At 72.1% G+C, this 19,409-nt stretch carries 15 protein-coding genes and 1 tRNA gene; 11 read left to right on the top strand and 5 right to left on the bottom strand.

All coding sequences use genetic code 11. From position 1 onward, the window contains the following. Positions 1 to 54 precede the first annotated feature (54 nt). From AB0F77_RS03095 to AB0F77_RS03065, 7 genes are read left to right on the top strand one after another with little or no spacing between them, the layout of a single operon-like run. Complete coding sequence (locus AB0F77_RS03095; RefSeq protein ID WP_361940424.1) at positions 55 to 1,218, top strand: SCO3242 family prenyltransferase; 1,164 nt, start codon at positions 55 to 57, stop codon at positions 1,216 to 1,218. Further along, the gene (locus AB0F77_RS03090; RefSeq protein WP_361940421.1) at positions 1,215 to 2,126 is read left to right on the top strand and encodes a sugar phosphate isomerase/epimerase family protein; all 912 of its coding nucleotides are present in this window, start codon (positions 1,215 to 1,217) and stop codon (positions 2,124 to 2,126) included. The genes AB0F77_RS03095 and AB0F77_RS03090 overlap by 4 nt, the downstream gene beginning before the upstream one ends. Continuing rightward, entirely contained in the window at positions 2,123 to 2,821 is a 699-nt protein-coding gene (locus AB0F77_RS03085) for an EboA domain-containing protein (RefSeq protein ID WP_361940418.1), read from the top strand. Before AB0F77_RS03090 ends, AB0F77_RS03085 begins: the two co-directional genes overlap by 4 nt. Continuing rightward, entirely contained in the window at positions 2,821 to 3,672 is an 852-nt protein-coding gene (locus tag AB0F77_RS03080) for a TatD family hydrolase (RefSeq protein WP_361940415.1), read from the top strand. The genes AB0F77_RS03085 and AB0F77_RS03080 overlap by 1 nt, the downstream gene beginning before the upstream one ends. Positions 3,673 to 3,675: 3 nt before the next feature. Then, the gene (gene eboE / locus AB0F77_RS03075) at positions 3,676 to 4,911 is read left to right on the top strand and encodes a metabolite traffic protein EboE (RefSeq protein ID WP_361940412.1); all 1,236 of its coding nucleotides are present in this window, start codon (positions 3,676 to 3,678) and stop codon (positions 4,909 to 4,911) included. Beyond that, positions 4,908 to 6,305, top strand: coding sequence for a nucleotide pyrophosphatase/phosphodiesterase family protein (locus tag AB0F77_RS03070; RefSeq protein WP_361940409.1), 1,398 nt, complete (start codon positions 4,908 to 4,910; stop codon positions 6,303 to 6,305). The genes eboE and AB0F77_RS03070 overlap by 4 nt, the downstream gene beginning before the upstream one ends. Positions 6,306 to 6,365: 60 nt before the next feature. Beyond that, positions 6,366 to 7,391, top strand: a complete 1,026-nt coding sequence (locus tag AB0F77_RS03065) for a sugar phosphate isomerase/epimerase (RefSeq protein ID WP_361940406.1) — start codon at positions 6,366 to 6,368, stop codon at positions 7,389 to 7,391. 76 nt (positions 7,392 to 7,467) lie between these two features. Here the strand turns inward: AB0F77_RS03065 and AB0F77_RS03060 are convergent, their stop codons facing one another. From AB0F77_RS03060 to frc, 4 genes are all read right to left on the bottom strand, one after another. Beyond that, positions 7,468 to 8,862 (bottom strand): OFA family MFS transporter, encoded by a 1,395-nt coding sequence (locus AB0F77_RS03060; protein ID WP_361940403.1) that lies wholly within the window; start codon positions 8,860 to 8,862, stop codon positions 7,468 to 7,470. A 1-nt stretch (position 8,863) separates the two neighbouring features. Then, positions 8,864 to 10,249, bottom strand: coding sequence for an OFA family MFS transporter (locus AB0F77_RS03055; protein WP_361940400.1), 1,386 nt, complete (start codon positions 10,247 to 10,249; stop codon positions 8,864 to 8,866). Between the two features lie 121 nt (positions 10,250 to 10,370). Beyond that, a complete protein-coding gene (locus AB0F77_RS03050; protein ID WP_361940397.1) occupies positions 10,371 to 12,518 on the bottom strand; it encodes an acetate--CoA ligase family protein in 2,148 nt (715 codons plus the stop codon). A 1-nt stretch (position 12,519) separates the two neighbouring features. After that, positions 12,520 to 13,761 (bottom strand): formyl-CoA transferase, encoded by a 1,242-nt coding sequence (gene frc / locus AB0F77_RS03045; RefSeq protein ID WP_361940394.1) that lies wholly within the window; start codon positions 13,759 to 13,761, stop codon positions 12,520 to 12,522. A gap of 325 nt (positions 13,762 to 14,086) precedes the next feature. On the opposite strand from frc, the gene sucC reads away from it, so the two are divergent. The 4 genes from sucC (at position 14,087) to AB0F77_RS03025 (ending at position 18,154) form a co-directional block, all read left to right on the top strand. Further along, a complete protein-coding gene (sucC, locus tag AB0F77_RS03040) occupies positions 14,087 to 15,220 on the top strand; it encodes an ADP-forming succinate--CoA ligase subunit beta (protein WP_361940391.1) in 1,134 nt (377 codons plus the stop codon). Positions 15,221 to 15,234: 14 nt separating this feature from the next. Further along, positions 15,235 to 16,134: a succinate--CoA ligase subunit alpha gene (gene sucD / locus AB0F77_RS03035; protein ID WP_361940388.1), complete on the top strand. Its 900-nt coding sequence runs from the start codon at positions 15,235 to 15,237 to the stop codon at positions 16,132 to 16,134. A gap of 145 nt (positions 16,135 to 16,279) precedes the next feature. Continuing rightward, entirely contained in the window at positions 16,280 to 17,842 is a 1,563-nt protein-coding gene (locus tag AB0F77_RS03030) for an aldehyde dehydrogenase family protein (RefSeq protein WP_361940385.1), read from the top strand. A gap of 227 nt (positions 17,843 to 18,069) precedes the next feature. After that, positions 18,070 to 18,154 (top strand) — tRNA-Leu (locus tag AB0F77_RS03025). Between the two features lie 234 nt (positions 18,155 to 18,388). On the opposite strand, the gene AB0F77_RS03020 is transcribed toward AB0F77_RS03025, so the two are convergent. Continuing rightward, positions 18,389 to 19,357 carry an oxidoreductase gene (locus AB0F77_RS03020; RefSeq protein ID WP_361940382.1) on the bottom strand — a complete coding sequence of 323 codons (969 nt, stop codon included), beginning with the start codon at positions 19,355 to 19,357 and terminating at the stop codon, positions 18,389 to 18,391. Positions 19,358 to 19,409: the final 52 nt, after the last annotated feature.

Raw genomic sequence — 19,409 nt, 5'->3', positions numbered from 1 at the left:
GGCCGCGGCGACGGTGGGTCGGCGCCTGGGGCCGGCTGGGACGGTGGTGGTTCCATGTCCGGGGCTGACCGAGGCGACGGCGCGTCCGTGTCCGGGGTGGGCCGGGATGGCGGCGGGTCGTTGTCCGGGGTCGGCCGGGGCGACGGCGGGTCGGTGTCCCGGGGTCGGCAGGATGGTGGGGGGCCGCGGGCCTGGGCCGAACTGCTGCGGTTGCCCGCGCTGTTCACCGTTCCCGGTGACGTGCTGGCCGGGGCCGCCGCGGTGTCGGCCCGGCCGGGGCCGCGCACCCTGCTCGCCGTCGGCTCCTCCCTCTGCCTCTACGAGGCGGGCATGGCGCTCAACGACTGGGCCGACCGCGACGAGGACGCCGCGGAACGCCCCCACCGCCCGCTGCCCTCCGGCCGCATCCACCCCACCGCCGCCCTCACCGCGGCCTGCGCCCTCACCGCGGCGGGCCTCGCCCTCGCCGCGCGCGCGGGCCGCCCCGCCCTCGCGGTCGCGACCCCGCTCGCCGCGACCGTGTGGGCGTACGACCTCGGCCTCAAGCGCACCCCGGCCGGACCCGTCGCCATGGCGGCGGCGCGCGGCCTCGACCTCCTGCTCGGCGCCGCGGCCACCCGCCCCGCACCGGGCGTCCCCCGCGAGGCCCTGCCCTCCGCGGCCCTGCTCGCCACCCACACCCTGGCCCTGACCGCGGTCTCCCGCCACGAGACCACGGGCGGCGCCGTCCTCCCCCCACTGGCCGCCCTGGCCACCACGGCCACCCTGTCCCACCTCCTGACCCGCCCGCCGAAAGCCCGTCCGACCCGAGCCGCCACCACCCCGCCGGGCCCGACCGACCGGGCACCGCGACCGCCGGGCGACACCGGCAGGCCCGCCCGCCCGGCGACGGGCCCCCGGACCGTGCCCGGCCGGCCCGGCGGGACCGGCGGGGCCGCTCCCGGCTTTCCGGCCCGCCGACGGCTCAGCTCCGTCGGGGAGTCGGTGCGGGCCGCGCTCGTCGTCGGTTACGCCGGGACCGCCGGGCGGTCCTATCTGCATGCCGTCCTCAACCCCTCGGCGCCGCTCACCCAGCGGGCCGTAGGCGGCGGAATCCGGGCGACCATCCCGCTCCAGGCCGCCCTCTCCGCCAGGGCGGGAGCCCTCGGCACCGCCCTGTTCACCGCCGCCCTGGGACCCCTCGCGGCGAAGTTCGGGAAGAAGGTGAGCGTGACATGACCCGCGAGACACGACCCGCCGTCCGGGCACCGCGGTTCGGCTACGGCACCAACGGCCTCACCGACCTCCGCCTCGACGACGCCCTCGCCCTCCTCGCCGACCTCGGCTACGACGGCGTCGGACTCACCCTCGACCACATGCACCTCGACCCCCTCGCCCCCGACCTCCCCGCCCGCACCCGCCACGTGGCCCGCCGGCTCACCGCCCTCGGCCTGGAGGTCACCGTCGAGACCGGCGCCCGCTACGTCCTCGACCCCCGCCGCAAACACGGCCCCACCCTGCTCGACCCCGACCCCGCCGACCGCGCCCGCCGCACCGACCTGCTGATCCGCGCCGTCCGCGTCGCCGCCGACCTCGGCGCCCACGCCCTGCACTGCTTCAGCGGCGTCACCCCCGCCGGCACCGACGAGGACACCGCCTGGCTGCGCCTGGCCGACTCCCTCGGCCCCGTCCTCGACGCCGCCGCCGACGAGGGCGTCCCCCTCGCCGTCGAACCCGAACCCGGTCACCTCCTCGGCGACCTCGCCGGCTTCCACCGCCTGCGCCACGCGCTCGGCGACCCTGAACTCCTCGGACTCACCCTCGACATCGGCCACTGCCAGTGCCTCGAACCCCTCCCTCCGGCCGACTGCGTACGCGCCGCCGCGCCCTGGCTGCGCCACGTCCAGATCGAGGACATGCGCCGCGGCGTCCACGAACACCTCCCCTTCGGCGCCGGTGAGATCGACTTCCCGCCCGTCCTCGCCGCCCTGTCCGAGACCGGCTACGACGGCCTCACGGTCGTGGAACTGCCCCGCCACTCCCACGCCGGCCCCCACCAGGCCGCGCTCTCCCTGCCGTTCCTCCAGCAGGCGACCGCCGCCGCGACGACCCCCACCCCGGCCACCCCGGAAGGGAGAACCGCATGACCCGCCGGCCCCCCGCCCAGGACACCCCGCAGGACCGGGTCGCGCCCGCCCGGATCCCGCCGGACGAACTGCGCGCCCGCACCGACGCCGCACTCCCCGAACCGGCCCGCGCCTGGCTCGGCCGGGCCCTCGCCGAGGCCGCCGACCACCCCGGCACCCACGGCCCCATCTCCGTCTGGGAACTGCGCCTCGCCGAGGCCGGCCGCCGCTGCGGCCCCGCCCACGCGGACGCCGCCCGCGTCCTCGTCCTGCACGCCGCCCGCGCCGACACCGCCGCCCTCACCCGCGTCTACCGCCAGGGCACCGCCGACGAACGCCGCGCCGTCCTGCACGCCCTGCCCCACCTCGTGCCCGGCCCCGACGCCCTCCCGCTCGTCGAGGACGCGCTGCGCACCAACGACACCCGGCTGCTCACCGCCGCCGTCGGCCCCTACACCGCCCGCCACCTCGATCCCCACGCCTGGCGGCACGCCCTCCTCAAGTGCCTGTTCACCGGCGTGCCCGTCGAGGAGATGGCCGACCTGCCCCGCCGGGCCCGCGGCGACGCCGAACTCGCCCGCATGCTCGGCGACTACGCGGCGGAACGCACCGCCGCCGGCCGCCCCGTGCCCGACGGCCTGTACCACGCCCTGGCCCTCACCGGGTCCGAGACCGCACCGCACACCACGGACGACCCCCACGGCAAGGAGTCCTGATGCGCATCTTCGACCCCCACATCCACATGACGTCCCGGACCACCGACGACTACGAGGCCATGCACACGGCCGGCGTCCGCGCCGTCGTCGAACCCTCCTTCTGGCTCGGCCAGCCCCGCACCTCGCCCGCCTCCTTCCTCGACTACTTCGACGCCCTCCTCGGCTGGGAGCCCTTCCGCGCCGCCCAGTACGGCATCGCCCACCACTGCACCCTCGCCCTCAACCCCAAGGAGGCGAACGACCCCCGCTGCCTGCCCGTCCTCGACGAACTGCCCCGGTACCTCGTCAAGGACCACGTCGTGGCCGTCGGCGAGATCGGCTACGACTCCATGACCCCCGCCGAGGACACCGCGCTCGCCGCGCAGCTCCAGCTCGCCGCCGACCACGGACTGCCCGCCCTCGTGCACACCCCGCACCGCGACAAGCTCGCCGGACTGCGCCGCACCCTCGACGTCGTGCGCGAGTCCGCCCTGCCCGTGGAGCGCGTCCTCGTCGACCACCTCAACGAGACCACCGTCAAGGAGGCCAAGGACAGCGGCTGCTGGCTGGGCTTCTCCGTCTATCCCGAGACCAAGATGGACGAGGCGCGCATGGTCGCCGTGCTGCGCGCGTACGGACCCGAGCAGGTGCTGGTCAACTCCGCCGCCGACTGGGGCCGCAGCGACCCCCTCAAGACCCGCAGGGTCGGCGACCTCATGCTCGCCGAGGGCTTCACCGAGGACGACGTGGACCGGGTGCTGTGGCGCAACCCCGTCGCCTTCTACGGGCTCAGCGGTCGCCTCGACCTCGACCTCGGCGCCGGCACCGCCGCCACCCACGAGGGCAACAGCATCCTGCGCGGCGGGGAGTGAGCGATGCGCTTCCGCCACCCCGACGGCAGCACCGTCCACCTCGCCTACTGCACCAACGTCCACCCCGCCGAGACCCTCGACGGCGTCCTCACCCAGCTCCGCGACCACTGCGAACCCGTACGCCGCAGGCTCGGCCGCGACCGGCTCGGCATCGGGCTGTGGCTCGCCCGCGATGCCGCCCGCGCCCTCGACACCGACCCCGCCGCCCTGCGCACCCTGCGCTCCGCGCTCGACCGGCGCGGCCTTGAGGTCGTCACCCTCAACGGCTTCCCCTACCAGGGCTTCGGTGCCGAGGAGGTCAAGTACCGCGTCTACAAACCGGACTGGACCGATCCCGAACGCCTCGCCCACACCACCGCCCTCGCCCGCGTCCTCGCCGGCCTCCTGCCCGACGACACCACCGAGGGCAGCATCTCCACCCTGCCGATCGCCTGGCGCACCCCGCTGCCGCCCTTCCCCACGGCCCCGGCGCACCCGGCCGCGCGCAACGGCGACGGCACGCCCCACGAGCCGGCGCACCACCCCGAGGAAGCCGCCCGCACCGCCCTGCGCACCCTCGCCGAACGGCTCGACGCCCTCCAGGAACTCACCGGCCGCTCCATCCGCGTCGGACTGGAACCCGAGCCCGGCTGTGTCGTCGAGACCACCCGGGACGCCATCGCCCCCCTCGCCGCCGTCGGCCACGACCGCATCGGCATCTGTGTGGACACCTGTCACCTCGCCACCTCCTTCGAAGACCCGCACACCGCCCTGGACGCGCTCGTCCGGGCCCGGGTGCCCATCGTCAAGTCCCAGCTGTCCGCCGCCCTGCACGCCGAACAGCCCCATCTCCCCGAGGTCCGCGAAGCGCTCGCCGCGTTCGCCGAACCCCGCTTCCTGCACCAGACCCGCGCCCTCACCCCCGCCGGCCTGCACGGCACCGACGACCTGACCGAGGCCCTGCACGGCGCGGACCTGCCCACCACCACGGCCTGGCGCGCGCACTTCCACGTCCCGCTGCACGCCGCGCCCACCGGACCCCTCACCGCCACGCTCCCGGTCCTCGCCTCCGCCCTGACCCGGCTCGTCGGCGGCCCCCACCCGCTCACCCGCCATCTGGAGGTCGAGACCTACACCTGGCAGGCGCTCCCGCCCGAACTGCGGCCCCGCGACCGCAGCCGGCTCGCCGACGGCATCGCCGCCGAACTCACCCTCGCCCGCGACCTGCTGACCGACCTCGGCCTGAAGGAGCTGCCGTGACCACCAGCCCGGCCGGCACCGGCCCCACCCCGCTCCTCGTCCTGGACGTCGTCGGCCTCACCCCCCGTCTCCTCGACCACATGCCCCGCCTCAAGGCGCTCGGACGGTCCGGCTCGCAGGCCGCCCTGGGCACCGTCCTGCCCGCCGTCACCTGCGCCGCCCAGTCCACCTTCCTGACCGGCACGACGCCCGACGAACACGGCATCGTCGGCAACGGCTGGTACTTCCGCGACCTCGGCGACGTCCTGCTGTGGCGGCAGCACAACGGCCTCGTCTCCGGCGACAAGCTCTGGGACGCCGCCCGCCGCGCCCACCCCGGCTACACCGTCGCCAACATCTGCTGGTGGTACGCGATGGGCGCCGACACCGACTTCACCGTCACCCCCCGGCCCGTCTACTACGCCGACGGCCGCAAGGAACCCGACTGCTACACCCGGCCCCCCGCCCTGCACGACGAACTCACCGAGAAGTTCGGCACGTTCCCCCTCTTCCACTTCTGGGGACCCGGCGCCGACCTCGTCTCCAGCCGCTGGATCATCGACGCCACCCGGCACATCCTGCGCACCCGCAGGCCCGACCTCGCCCTGTGCTACCTCCCGCACCTCGACTACGACCTCCAGCGCTACGGCCCCGACGACCCGCGCTCCCTCCAGGCCGCCGCCGACCTCGACGCCGCCGTCGCCCCGCTGCTGGACGAAGCCCGCGCCGAGGGCCGTACCGTCGTCGCGCTGTCCGAGTACGGCATCACCCGTGTCGACCGCCCGGTCCACATCAACCGCGCCCTGCGCCGCGCCGGACTGCTCGACGTCCACACCCAGGACGGCATGGAGTACCTGGACCCGATGGCCTCCCGCGCCTTCGCCGTCGCCGACCACCAGATCGCCCACGTCTACGTGCGCCGCCCCGAGGACCTCGACGCCGTCCGCGCCGCCCTCGACGGGCTCCCCGGCCTCGACCTGCTCCTCGACGACGAGGGCAAGAAGGCCCACCACCTCGACCACCCGCGCTCCGGCGAACTCGTCGCCGTCGCGGAGCCGGACGCCTGGTTCACGTACTACTACTGGCTGGACGACGCCCGCGCGCCCGACTTCGCGCAGCTCGTCGAGATCCACCGCAAACCCGGCTACGACCCGGTCGAGCTGTTCATGGACCCGCACGACCCCTACGTCAAGGTCAAGGCCGCCACCGCGCTCGCCCGCAAGAAGCTCGGCATGCGCTACCGCATGGCGGTCGTGCCCCTGGACGCCTCACCTATTCGGGGCAGCCACGGCCGCCTCCCCGCGAGCGACGACGACGGTCCGCTCCTCATCTGCTCCACCCCCCGCGCCGTCGGAGACCGCCTCGCGGCCACCGACGTGAAGTCACTCCTGCTCCACCTGGCCGGTCTGTCCTGACCTGCCACAAGTCAAGCACTCACCACTGACAACGCCCTCCGACACCGAGGAGTTCCAGGAATGAGCCGCACCCAGAAGGACCCCGAACTCGCCCACCGTCTCAGCAGACGAGGCATGCTCGGCGTGGCCGCGGGCGCCACCGCCGCCGCCGTGCTGGGCGCCGCCGCCACCCCGGCCGGCGCCGCCGAGACCTCCCGCGGCGGCCGGGGCCGTCCCGTCCTGCCGCCCGGCCGGCTCGGCATCCAGCTCTACAGCCTGCGCGACAAGGTCGCCTCGCTCGGCTTCGCGCCCGTCTTCGCCGAACTGGAGCGCTACGGCTACGACGAGATCGAGTTCGCCGGATACACCCAGGGCACCGGTGACATCAGCCTCAAGCAGCTCAAGCGGCTGGCCCGCGACCACGGCCTCAAGCCGATCGGCAGCCACGTCGGCTACTCCTCCGGCGACCCGAACGCCTACACCTTCGCCCAGAACCTCACCAAGGTCCTGGACGACGCCGAGGCCCTCGGCCTGCCGCACATCGGCACCGCCTCCGGCCCCAACCGCTACGGCAACACCGTCGACGCGTGGAAGCGCGCCGCCGCCGAGTTCAACGCGTACGGCGCGGCGGCCAGGGCCCGCGGCATGAAGTTCTACCAGCACAACCACTCCGACGAGTTCGGCTTCGCCACCGACAACCCGCGCGTCCGCCTCTACGACGTGCTGCTCGCCGAGACCGACCCCCACCTCGTCTACCTGGAGATGGACATCTTCTGGGCGTACGCGGGCCAGTTCCGCTTCTCCAGGCGCCCCGACGGCAGCCCCGCCCCCTTCGAACCGCTCGACTACGTGCTGCGCCAGCCCCACCGCTACCCGCTCTTCCACGTCAAGGACGGCGTGAGCGACCCGAACAACCAGTTCGGCTACCAGATGGTCGACGTCGGCGACGGCGACATCGACTACCAGCGGTTCATCTCCGCCGTGTCCCGGCTGCGCGGCGAACGCCTCGCCCACCACTGGCAGACCGAGCACGACCAGCCCACCGACTCCCTCCGGTTCGCCCGCCGTTCCAGCGACCACCTGCACGCGCTGCGGGAGAAGTGCTGACACCGACGCGCCCGCACACACAGAGGAGGCCCTCCCCGGACGTACCGGGGAGGGCCTCCTCGTCGCAGCGGCGGCCTCAGGTCGCCGGCTGCGCCTGCGGGACCGCCACGGTCTCGTCGTCGCCGCGGCCCGGCTGCCGCAGCATCAGCGCGATCGCCGCCGCGATCATCGAGATGCCGCCGGCCAGGGCGTACGCCCCGTTGTAGCCCCAGGCGGCCACCACCATCGAGCCGAGACCACCGCCGAACAGACCGCTGATCAGCTTGCCGCTGTAGACCAGCCCGTAGTTGGTGGCGTTGTAGTTCTCACCGAAGTAGTCCGGGGTCAGCGCCGCGAACAGCGGGTAGAACGCGCCGCCGCCGAAGCCGGAGAGGAAGGCGAAGAACAGGAACAGCGCCTCGCTCTTGACGTCGCCGGCCCAGATCACGCCGAACTGCGCGAGACCCAGCACCACGATGACCATGACCAGGGTCGGCTTGCGGCCCCACTTGTCCGACATCCAGCCCACGACACCGCGTCCGATGCCGTTGATGACCGCCATGACACCCATCGAGGACGCCGCGACCAGCGGGCCGAAGCCCACCTCCTTGGCGAAGTCGACCTGGAAGGAGATGCCGAAGATGGACACACCGGCCGTCAGCACGATGGACAGCCACATGAGCGGCAGCATGCCCGTCCTGATGGCCTCCTTCGGGGTGAACTGCTTCACCGCCGGAGGGTTCTTGGACACGCCCGAGCCGCTCTTCTGGCTGTCGGCGTACGTCAGCGGGTCGATGTCCGCGGGCCACCAGTTCTTCGGCGGGTCCTTGAAGAACATCGCGCAGCCGAACACCACGATCACGATGTAGACACCGATCAGGTCCAGCACCCGGTGGTAGTTCGCCGTGTCGAAGGCGTAGTTGAAGATGAAGATGAAGGGCAGGGAGCCGTACGCGAATCCGCCGTTGACGAACCCGGTGCGCGCGCCGCGCCGTTCGGGGAACCACTTGCCGACCATGTTGATGCAGGTCGCGTACACCAGACCGGAGCCGACACCGCCCACGACACCGAAGCCGAGGATGGCCAGCCACACATTGCTCATGTGCGACAGGGCCAGGAAGCCGATGACACACATCACCGAGCCGATGTACATGGCCGACCGCGCGGTCAGTATGCCCTTCTCCCGCATCCAGCCCGCCGGGAAGGCGATGCCCGCCTGGAAGAACACCCAGACGCTCAGGATCCAGAAGGTGTTGCTCTGCGTCCAGCCGTGCGCGTGGGACAGGGTGTCCTCCGCCGAGCCGAACGCGTACTCGAAGACGCTGATCGCCATCATGGCGATCCACGGCAGGTACACCATGATCTTGCGCGAGTGACCGAGGATGTCCCGGTCGGTCTCGCCGACGCGGTACACCCGGCCCCGAGCGTCGGTCACTTCACGGAACGGGCGCTGTCCGGCGCCGGTGCTGGTGGCTATGGGATCTGCCGTCATATCAAGCCATCTCCTCGCCGAGCGGCTGCGAATTGGGGACGATGCTGCGGGTGGGGTGGTCCGGGGACTTGAGGAAGAGGGCCAGGACCGCGGAGGCCAGGCCGATGGAACCCGCGAGGACGAAGGCGCCGTGGTAGTCCCACGCCGCGACGACGACCGAGCCCATGCCGGACCCGACGAGGCCCGAGATCAGCTTGGAGCTGTAGACCATGCCGTAGTTGCTCGCGTTGTTGTTCTCGCCGAAGTAGTCCGCCGTCATGGCCGCGAAGAGCGGGAAGATCGCGCCGCCGCCGAAGCCGGAGACCATCGAGCAGAACAGGAAGAACGGCATGCTGCCCATCTGGCCGGAGACCAGCACGCCGAACTGGGCACTGCCGAGCACGATGCACACGATGATCAGCGTGTTGCGGCGCCCGTACCGGTCGGATATCCAGCCGATGACACCGCGTCCGGTGCCGTTGACGATGGCCTTCAGGGACATCGCCGTGGCCACGATCCCGCCCGCGAAGCCCATGTCCTTGCCGAACGGCACCTGGAAGGCGATGCCGAAGATGTTGATGCCGGCCGTGCACAGCAGGCAGAACCACATCATCCACAGCACCGGGGTGCGAGCGGCCTCGCGCGGCGTGTACTGCTTGATCGCCGGCGGGTTCTTCTCCAGGGCCCGGCGGATGCGCGGGTCGTCGGTCGCCTTCAGCGGGTCGACGGTGGCGGGCCACCAGTTCTTCGGCGGGTCCCGGAAGAACCAGCCCGCGGCGGCCACCATCAGGCACAGCCCCACACCGACCGAGGCCAGCACGACCTGGTAGTTGCTCAGGTCCATGTACGAGGTGAACAGGAACACGAAGGGCACGGACCCGTAGGCGAAACCGCCGTTGACGAAGCCGGTCTTGCCGCCCTTGCGCTCCGGATACCACTTGCCGACCATGTTCACGCAGGTCGCGTAGACGAGACCGGCGCCGATGCCGCTGCACACACCGAAGCCGAGGTACGCGACGAGCACGTTCGGCGCGTAGGCCAGCGAGACGTAGCCCAGCATGGTGCCGACCGCGCCGATCAGCATGGCCGTACGGGCGGGCAGCTTGCCGCTCTCCCGCAGCTGGCCGGCCGGGAAGGCCACGGCCGCCTGGAAGAACACCCAGACGCCCATCAGCCAGAAGATGTGCCCGCTGCTCCACATGTGTGCCTCGTGGAGCGTGTCCTCCGCCGAGGTGAACGCGTACTCGGCGGAGCTGATGCCCATCATGCCCACCCAGGGCAGGATGACCATCCACTTGCGGGTACGGCCCATGATGTCGACATCGGTCTCGCCGACCCGGTACACGCGGCCGTTTCCGTCCGTCACCTCCCTGTAGGGGACGGACGCGGAATAGTCGGTTGTTGTCATTTGTACTCAGCACCCCTTGCGTCGAAAGTTCTGGCCAGCGCCCCCTGTCCAATGCCTTTCACGCGCGCACGGGTCGCGGAGCCGGTCGGCGCGGACGCCGGTCGGCCCCTTCCCACTCACCTCATGAGCCGCCCCCCAACAGTCCGGCCGCCCGTGCCCAGCGGTACTTCGCGCCGAGCACGGCGACCGGCGTCTCGGTCGTGTACGGGTACGCCACGACCCCTCGTTCGAACAGGTACTGGCAGGCCTCCTCGACCTCGACGTCACCCGCGAGCGACGCGACGACGGGCTTCTCGACGCCGCGCGCGCGGAATTCGGCCACCACGCGCGCGGTGAGTTCGGCGAAGACCATGGGAGGGGTCACGATGGTGTGCCAGTAGCCGAGGACCAGCGCGTGGACACGCGGGTCCTCGAGACCGAGCCGGATCGTCGCCTCGTAGGTCGACGGCGGCTCGCCCCCGGTGATGTCCACCGGGTTGCCTGCGGCCCCGAAGGGCGGGATGAAGCTCCTGAAGGAGGCGTCGAGGTCCGGCGGGATCTCCATCAGGGTCAGGCCGTTGTCGGTCACCGCGTCGGACAGCAGCACACCGCTGCCGCCCGCGCCGGTGATGATCACGACGTTGTCGCCCGCGGGGGTGGGGAGCACCGGCAGCGCCCGCGCGTACTCCAGCATGTCCCGCAGACCGGGCGCCCGGATGACGCCCGCCTCCCGCAGGATGTCGTCGTACACGGCGTCGTCGCCCGCCAGGGCGCCGGTGTGCGAACCGGCGGCCCGGGCGCCGGCGGCCGTACGGCCCGCCTTCAGCACCACGACGGGCTTCTTCGGTACGGTCTCCCGTGCCGCGGCCACGAAGGCCCGCCCGTCCTTGAGGTCCTCCAGGTGCATGGCGACGCACTCGGTGTGCGGGTCCTCGCCGAACCAGGTCAGCAGGTCGTCCTCGTCCAGGTCCGACTTGTTGCCGAGGCCGACGATGGCCGACACCCCCGTGCGCGTGCTGCGTGCGAAGCCCAGGACGGCCATCCCGATTCCGCCCGACTGCGAGGTCAGCGCCACGGGTCCCCGGACGTCGTACGGTGTGCAGAACGTCGCGCACAGGTGCTGCCAGGTCGCGTAGTAGCCGTAGATGTTCGGCCCGAGCAGCCGTATGCCGTACCGCTCGCCGATCTCCACGAGCTCCGCCTGGAGTTCGTGCTCGCCCGTCTCCGTGAACCCCGACGGGATGAGGACGGCGTTGGGGACTCCCTTGCGGCCGGCCTCCTCCAGAGCGGCGGCCACGGAGGGGGCGGGGACCGCGAAGACCGCCACATCCACCTCACCGGGAACGTCCGTGACACTCTTGTACGCCGTGCGGCCGAGAATGTCACCGCCCCGGGGGTTCACCGGATGGATCTCCCCGGCGAAACCGCCGTCGACCAGGTTGCGCACGACCGAGTTGCCGATCTTGCCCGGTTCGTCGGAGGCGCCGATCACGGCGACGGAGCGGGGCTCCATCAGCCGCCGCATGGAGGTGAGGATCTCCTCGCGGGTGTACGTCCTGCGCGGCGCCGCCGGCCGGTCGGCGAGGATCACCCGCACGTCCGCCGCGACCGCGCCCCGCTCGGTGGCGACGACCGGGTTGAGGTCCACCTCGGCGATCTCCGGGAAGTCGGCCACCAGCCGGGAGACGCGCCGTATCTGATCGGCGAGGGCCGCGCGGTCCACGCCCGGCCGGCCGCGCACCCCGCCGAGGACCGCGGCCGCGCGGATCGAGTCCAGCATGGACAGGGCACCCGCGGTGTCCACGGGCGCGAGCCGGAACGTCACGTCCTCGATCACCTCGACGAGCACCCCGCCGAGGCCGAACGCGACGACCTTCCCGAACGTCGGGTCGGTGACCGCGCCGACGATGACCTCAAGACCCTCGGGCAGCAACTCCTGGACCTGCACGCCGTCGATGCGCGCCTTGGGGTCGTAGACGTGCGCGTTCTCGACGATCGAGTGGTACGCGGCCCGCACGTCCGCCGGGCCGTCGACGCCGACGATCACACCGCCGGCGTCCGTCTTGTGGAGGATGTCCGGAGAGACGATCTTCATCACCACGGGGCCGCGGAACCGGGCCGCGTGCGCGACCGCCTCGTCCACGTCCGTCGCCAGCTCCTCGCCGGGCACGGCGATGCCGTACGCGTCGGCGATCACCTTCCCCTCGGGAGCGGTCAACGCCGTCCGCCCCTCGGCGCGCACGGCGTCGAGCAGCGACCGCACCCGCGGTTTCCGGTCCTCTTCGGTCACGTCAGATCACTCCGCTCGACCTGAGCAGGCGCAGTTCCTCGTCCCCGAGGCCGAGTTCACCGATGTAGACCTCCTCGTTGTGCTCGCCCAGCAGCGGTGACGTGGTCACCTCGACGGGCGAGTCGGAGAGCTTGAGGGGGCTGCCGACGGTGACGAACTCGCCGCGCTCGGGGTGCGGGACGGTGACCACCATGTCGTTGGCGATCAGCGACTCGTCCTCGATGATCTCCCTCGTCGACAGGATCGGCCCGCACGGGATGTTGTGGGCGTTGAGCTTCTCCAGGACCTCCCACTTGGGGAGCGTCGTGGACCACTCCTCGATGAGCTGGAACATCTTGCCCAGCTTGGGCAGCCGGGCCGCGGGCGTGGCCCACTCGGGGTCGTCGGCCAGCTCGGGCCTGCCGATCAGTTCGCTGATGGGCCGCCAGCCCACGGGCTGCACGATGACGTAGACGTAGTCGTTGGGGCCGCCGGGCGCGCACTTGACCGCCCAGCCGGGCTGGCCGCCGCCGGACGCGTTGCCGGAACGGGGAACCTCGTCGGCGAAGTCCTCGTTGGGATATTCGGCGAGTCGTCCGTGTGCCAGGCGCTGCTGGTCGCGCAGCTTCACCCGGCAGAGGTTGAGCACCGCGTGCTGCATGGCCACGTTCACCCGCTGACCGCGCCCGGTGTGCTCGCGCTGGAGCAGCGCCGCGAGTATCCCCGCCACGGCGTGGACGCCCGTGCCCGAGTCCCCGATCTGGGCCCCCGTCGCCATCGGCGGTCCGTCCTCGAAGCCGGTGGTCGCCATGGACCCGCCCATGGCCTGGGCGACGACCTCGTAGGCCTTGAAGTCGGTGTACGGCCCCTCTCCGAACCCCTTGATGGAGGCGTAGACGATCCGAGGGTTGATCTCCTTGATGCGGTCCCAGGTGAAGCCCATCCGGTCGATCGCGCCGGGCCCGAAGTTCTCGACCATCACGTCCGAGCGGCGGATCAGCTCGGTGAGGAGTTCCTTGCCGCGCTCGGTCTTGGTGTTGAGGGTGATGCTCCGCTTGTTGCAGTTGAGCATCGTGAAGTAGAGGGAGTCGATGTCCGGCAGGTCGCGCAGCTGTGTGCGCGTGATGTCACCGGACGGCGCCTCCAGTTTGACGACGTCCGCCCCGAGCCAGGCGAGCAGTTGGGTCGCGGAGGGCCCGGACTGGACGTGGGTCATGTCCAGGACGCGGATGCCTTCGAGTGCCTTGGTCGGCGTTCCAGTCATGAGGCCACCTCACTCACTTGTACGTGGTCTGGTTCAGGGGTGGGGGGAGCGTGCGCCCGCGGCCGCGCCGGCCGGGGTGTTACGGAGAATCCCCGGACAGGGGCCGCCGGGTGTCGGCCGACGGCACGCGCGGCACGGCGCGCTGACCTCCGGACTTCGCATCCTGGCCGCCGTTGGGCATGGGGGAGACCTGTCCCTTCGTAGGGGTCCGCAGCGCACTCACGGTACATTGCATACAGTCGACGAATACTGTATGAAGCTTGTTATCCCGCATCCGGTGGGTGGTGTCCAGGGGGCGTGCGGCACTTTTAAGACAGGAGCCGGAATGGACCTGTATGAACACCAGGCAAGGGACCTCTTCCGGGAACACGGCATCGTCGTGCCCCGGGCCGAGGTCACGGACTCACCCAAGGAGGCCCGCGCGATCGCCCGCGCACTCGGCGGCCGGGTCGTCGTGAAGGCGCAGGTCAAGACGGGTGGCCGGGGCAAGGCGGGCGGCGTGCGGATGGCCGCCGACCCGGCCGCGGCCGAGGACGCGGCACGCCAGATCCTGGGCATGGACATCAAGGGACACACCGTCCGCAAGGTCATGCTGGCCGAGCCCGTGGACATCGGGAGCGAGTACTACGTCTCCTACGTGCTCGACCGCGCGGCCGGACGCTTCCTCGCGATCGCCTCGGCCGAGGGCGGCATGGAGATCGAGGAGGTCGCCGCGAACAGGCCCGAGGCCGTGGCCCGGGTGCACATCGACCCCGCGCAGGGCGTCACCCCGGCGAAGGCGGCCGAGATCGCCGACGCCGCGGGACTGCCGCCGCAGACCGTCGACGTCCTCGTGCGGCTGTGGCAGGTGCTGGTGCGCGAGGACGCCCTGCTCGTCGAGGTCAACCCCCTCGTGCGCACCACCCAGGGGCATGTCCTCGCACTCGACGGAAAGGTGACCCTCGACGACAACGCCCGCTTCCGGCAGGCGCGTTGGGGCGCCGACGAGGCCGAGCACGACGACCCGCTGGAGGCGCTGGCCGCCGCCCGCGGCCTCAACTACGTCAAGCTCGACGGCGAGGTCGGTGTCATCGGCAACGGCGCCGGACTGGTCATGTCCACCCTCGACGTGGTCGCCGGCTGCGGCGCCCGCCCGGCCAACTTCCTCGACATCGGCGGCGGCGCCTCCGCCCAGATCATGGCCGACGGGCTGGCGGTGATCCTGTCCGACCCGGAGGTGAAGTCCGTCTTCGTCAACGTCTTCGGCGGGATCACGGCGTGCGACGCGGTCGCCGACGGCATCGTCCAGGCCCTGGAGACCGTCCGGCTCACCAAACCGCTCGTCGTCCGGCTCGACGGCAACAACGCCGCCCGCGGGCGCGCCATCCTCGACGAGCACGCGCACCCGCTGGTCCAGCAGGCCACCACCATGGACGGCGCCGCGGGCCGGGCCGCCGAACTCGCCGCCACCACGGTCTAAGGAGACGGGACGACATGGCGATCTACCTCACCAAGGAGAGCAAGGTCCTCGTCCAGGGCATGACCGGCGGCGAGGGCATGAAGCACACCCGGCGCATGCTCGCGGCGGGCACCGACGTCGTCGGCGGCGTCAACCCCCGCAAGGCCGGCCGCACGGTGGACTTCGACGACCGGGCCGTCCCCGTCTTCGGCACGGTCCACGAGGGCATGGAGGCCACCGGCGCCGACGTCACCGTGGTCTTCGTGCCGCCCGCCTTCGCCAAGGCGGCCGTCACCGAGGCCGCCGACGCCGGCATCGGCCTCGCCGTCGTCATCACCGAGGGCATCCCCGTCCACGACGCCGTCGCCTTCACCGCGTACGCCGGGGAGCGCGGCACCCGGATCATCGGCCCGAACTGTCCGGGACTGATCACCCCCGGCCAGTCCAACGCCGGCATCATCCCCGCCGACATCACCAAACCCGGCCGGATCGGCCTGGTCTCCAAGTCGGGCACCCTCACCTACCAGCTGATGTACGAACTGCGCGACATCGGCTTCTCCACCTGTGTCGGCATCGGCGGGGACCCCGTCGTCGGCACCACCCACATCGACTGCCTCGCCGCCTTCCAGGACGACCCCGACACCGAACTGATCGTCCTCATCGGCGAGATCGGGGGCGACGCCGAGGAACGCGCCGCCGCCTACGTCCGCGACCACGTCACCAAGCCGGTCGTCGGCTACATCGCCGGATTCACCGCCCCCGAGGGCAAGACCATGGGCCACGCGGGCGCGATCGTGTCCGGCTCGGCGGGCACCGCACGGGCCAAACAGGAGGCCCTGGAGGCGGCCGGGGTGCGGGTGGGCGGCACGCCCACGGAGACCGCGCGGCTGGTCCTCGATACCCTCGAAGCACGCGGTGACCTCACACGCGCCTGATCCCCGCGACGTCACGTGCCGTGCGACGCGCGACGTCCCCGGCACGGTCCCGCCGCCGGAGCCCGCCCCCGGGCGCGCTCCGGCGGCACGGCCGGCCGTCCCGTCCACACCCCGCCCGAGCGTCCATCGAGAGCGGAGCTCACGCATGGCACCCACCCTCACCCCGAACCGTCCGCAGTACACCCTGAAACGGGGGACGTCCTGGAGCGACGCCTGGCGGCGCGCGCTCACCGCGGCCCCCGAGGCGTTCCGCGACGACCGCGTCCTCAACCTGTGGGACACCACCTGGCACGAGGACGGCCGGGCACTGCCCGCGACCACCCCCGTCGACGGCACCCCGATCGCCGGCGCCCCGCGCCTGGACCGGGACACCGCCCGGCGGGCCGTCCGCGCCGCGCTCGACCGGCACCGCGCCTGGCGGCACGTCCCCCTCCAGGAGCGCCGCGCCCGCGTCGCGGCCACCCTGGACGCGCTCACCGAACACCGCGAACTGCTCGCCCTGCTGCTCGTCTGGGAGATCGGCAAGCCCTGGCGGCTCGCCCAGGCTGACGTCGACCGCGCCATCGACGGCGTGCGCTGGTACGTCGACGGCATCGAACCGATGATCGCCGGACGCACCCCGTTGGACGGGCCCGTGTCCAACATCGCGAGCTGGAACTACCCGATGAGCGTGCTCGTCCACGCGATGCTCGTGCAGGCGCTCGCCGGCAACGCCGTCATCGCCAAGACCCCGACCGACGGAGGCGTCGCCTGCCTCACCCTGGCCTCGGCGCTCGCCGCCCGCGAGGGCATCCCCGTCACCCTGGTCAGCGGCAGCGGCCGCGAACTGTCCGAGGCACTGGTGCGCGCGCCCGAGATCGGCTGCGTCTCCTTCGTCGGCGGCCGGGACACCGGCGCCGCCGTGGCCACCGCCGTCGCCGACCTCGGCAAGCGGCACGTCCTGGAACAGGAGGGGCTCAACACCTGGGGCATCTGGAACTTCTCCGACTGGGACACCCTGACCGCCGTCGTGCCCAAGCTGTTCGACTACGGCAAGCAGCGCTGCACCGCCTACCCGCGCTTCGTCGTGCAGCGCGACCTGTTCGACGCGTTCCTCGCGGCGTACCTGCCCGCGGTGCGCGGGATCGAGGTCGGCCACCCGCTGGCCGTCGAGCACCCCGACGACCCCTTCCCCCGGCTCGACTTCGGCCCCCTCATCAACGCGGCCAAGGCCAAGGAGCTGCACGACCAGGTCGCCGAGGCGATCGGCCGCGGCGCCGTGCCCCTGCACCGCGCCCGCCTGGCGGACGGCCGGTTCCTGCCGGGGCAGGACACCTCGGCGTACGTCCAGCCGGTCACCCTGCTCGCCCCGCCCACCTCCTCCCCGCTGCACCACGCGGAGCCCTTCGGACCGGTCGACACGATCGTCCTGGTCGACACGGAGGCCGAGCTGCTCGCCGCCATGAACGCGTCCAACGGCGCGCTGGTGGCCACGCTCTCCACGGACGACCGCGCCACCTTCGAGCGGCTCGCCCCGCAGATCCGCGCCTTCAAGAAGGGCCACGGCAAGCCGCGCTCCCGCGGTGACCGCGACGAACTGTTCGGCGGTTTCGGCGCCTCCTGGCGCGGCGCCTTCGTCGGCGGCGAACTCCTGGTCCGGGCCGTCACCGAGGGCCCGACCGGCGAACGCCTGCCCGGGAACTTCCCGGACTACCAGCTCATGCCCTGACACGCGTCCCACCCGGTGACGGCCTGTCCGTCACCGGGTGGGGACCGCCGGTGACCGCTCGGTGATCGCCCGGTCACCATGGGGTGCCCCCCGCCGGTCATTCGCCCGAACCGCCCCCCCGGAGCCCCCTCCACCGTGCGGAAACGCAGGTGAAGGGCACTGCGAAACCTTGGTATTGTTGTTCCTGTCGCCGCGGGGAACACCCCCGGCCGGGCGACGGACACCTTGTCCGGGTGGCGGAATGGCAGACGCGCTAGCTTGAGGTGCTAGTGCCCTTTATCGGGCGTGGGGGTTCAAGTCCCCCCTCGGACACGACAACCGAATCTCGCGGTGAGGAAGGCCATGACTTTACGGTCATGGCCTTTTTCGTGTTCGTGCACCGGGGGCGCTGGCGGCAACGGTCGGTTGGTTCCGCTGCTTTGCGTCGCGGGCGGAATTGGACGCGAGACGCCAGCGGTGACACCGATGTGGGCGTGACTTCCTTGGCGAGTCGGCCGGGTGTTCGGCCGTTGATCGCAGCCCATCCACGGCACGACGAGGACCCGGTCAGGCTTCGGGTGTGTGCCAGTGGACGCCCGTCAGTTGCTGTGAGCGCTCCCAGAGGCGGCGGCCGAGTTCTGGGTCCTGGGCCGTCGCCGACAGTGGTACGGCCGTGGGGTGTCCGGATCGGCCGCCCCGGCCGTCGGGGCCGATGTAGGAGCCGGCGGCCAGACCGGGCTCCGTCGCCGCGAACAGCTGGGGCAGGGCCCCCATCTCCGGGCTCTGTGCGAAGAGCCTGCCGGACACCCGCATGGCGATACCCGTGATCCCGGTGCCCTTGCCCTGCATCGGCGTGTTGCTGTACCCGGGGTGCGCGAGGACGCTGGTGATCGGCGCCGGCGACGACCGCTCGCGGCGGGCGAGTTCCACCCCGAAGACGGCGTTGGCCAGTTTCGACGCCGAGTAGGCGGCAAGTGGTGTGTACGGCCGTGACCACGCGACGTCGTCCAGATCGAGGTCGCCCTTCGCGTGCAGGTACGACGTCACGGTGACCACCCGCGGCGCGGGGGCCCGCCGCAGCACCGGTTCCAGCAGCGCCGTGAGCGCGAAGTGGCCGAGGTGGTTCGCGGCCAGGTGCCGTTCCGCTCCCCGCGCGGTCACGGAGTGCCCGACCATGGAGATGCCCGCGTTGTTGACCAGCACGTCGACGGACTCCTCCGCGCCGATCTCCTCCGCCGCCCGGCGGATCGAGTCCGGGTCCAGCAGGTCGACCCGGCGCACCTCCACCTGGGCCCCGGGATGTGCCCCGCGCAGCGAGGACGCCACCGCCTCTCCCCGTGCCACGTCGCGCACCGCGAGCAGCACCCGCCCGCCGTGCGCCGCCAGCTCGCGCGCCGTCACCAGGCCGAGCCCGCTCGTCGCGCCCGTCACCACGAAGGTGCGGCCGCTCTGGTCGGCCATGCGGTCCGTGGTCCATCCGCCACCACGCGGCGCGTTCGTGTTCGTTTTCGTGTTCGTACGGGAACCCGTCGTCATCTCTTGATCTCACCTTCGTGCCCACACGGTCTCGACGACCCGCCTCGGCGGG

Source organism: Streptomyces sp. NPDC026672 (assembly GCF_040638185.1).
Taxonomy (GTDB): domain Bacteria; phylum Actinomycetota; class Actinomycetes; order Streptomycetales; family Streptomycetaceae; genus Streptomyces.
This window is presented reverse-complemented; position numbering and strand designations above follow the sequence as displayed.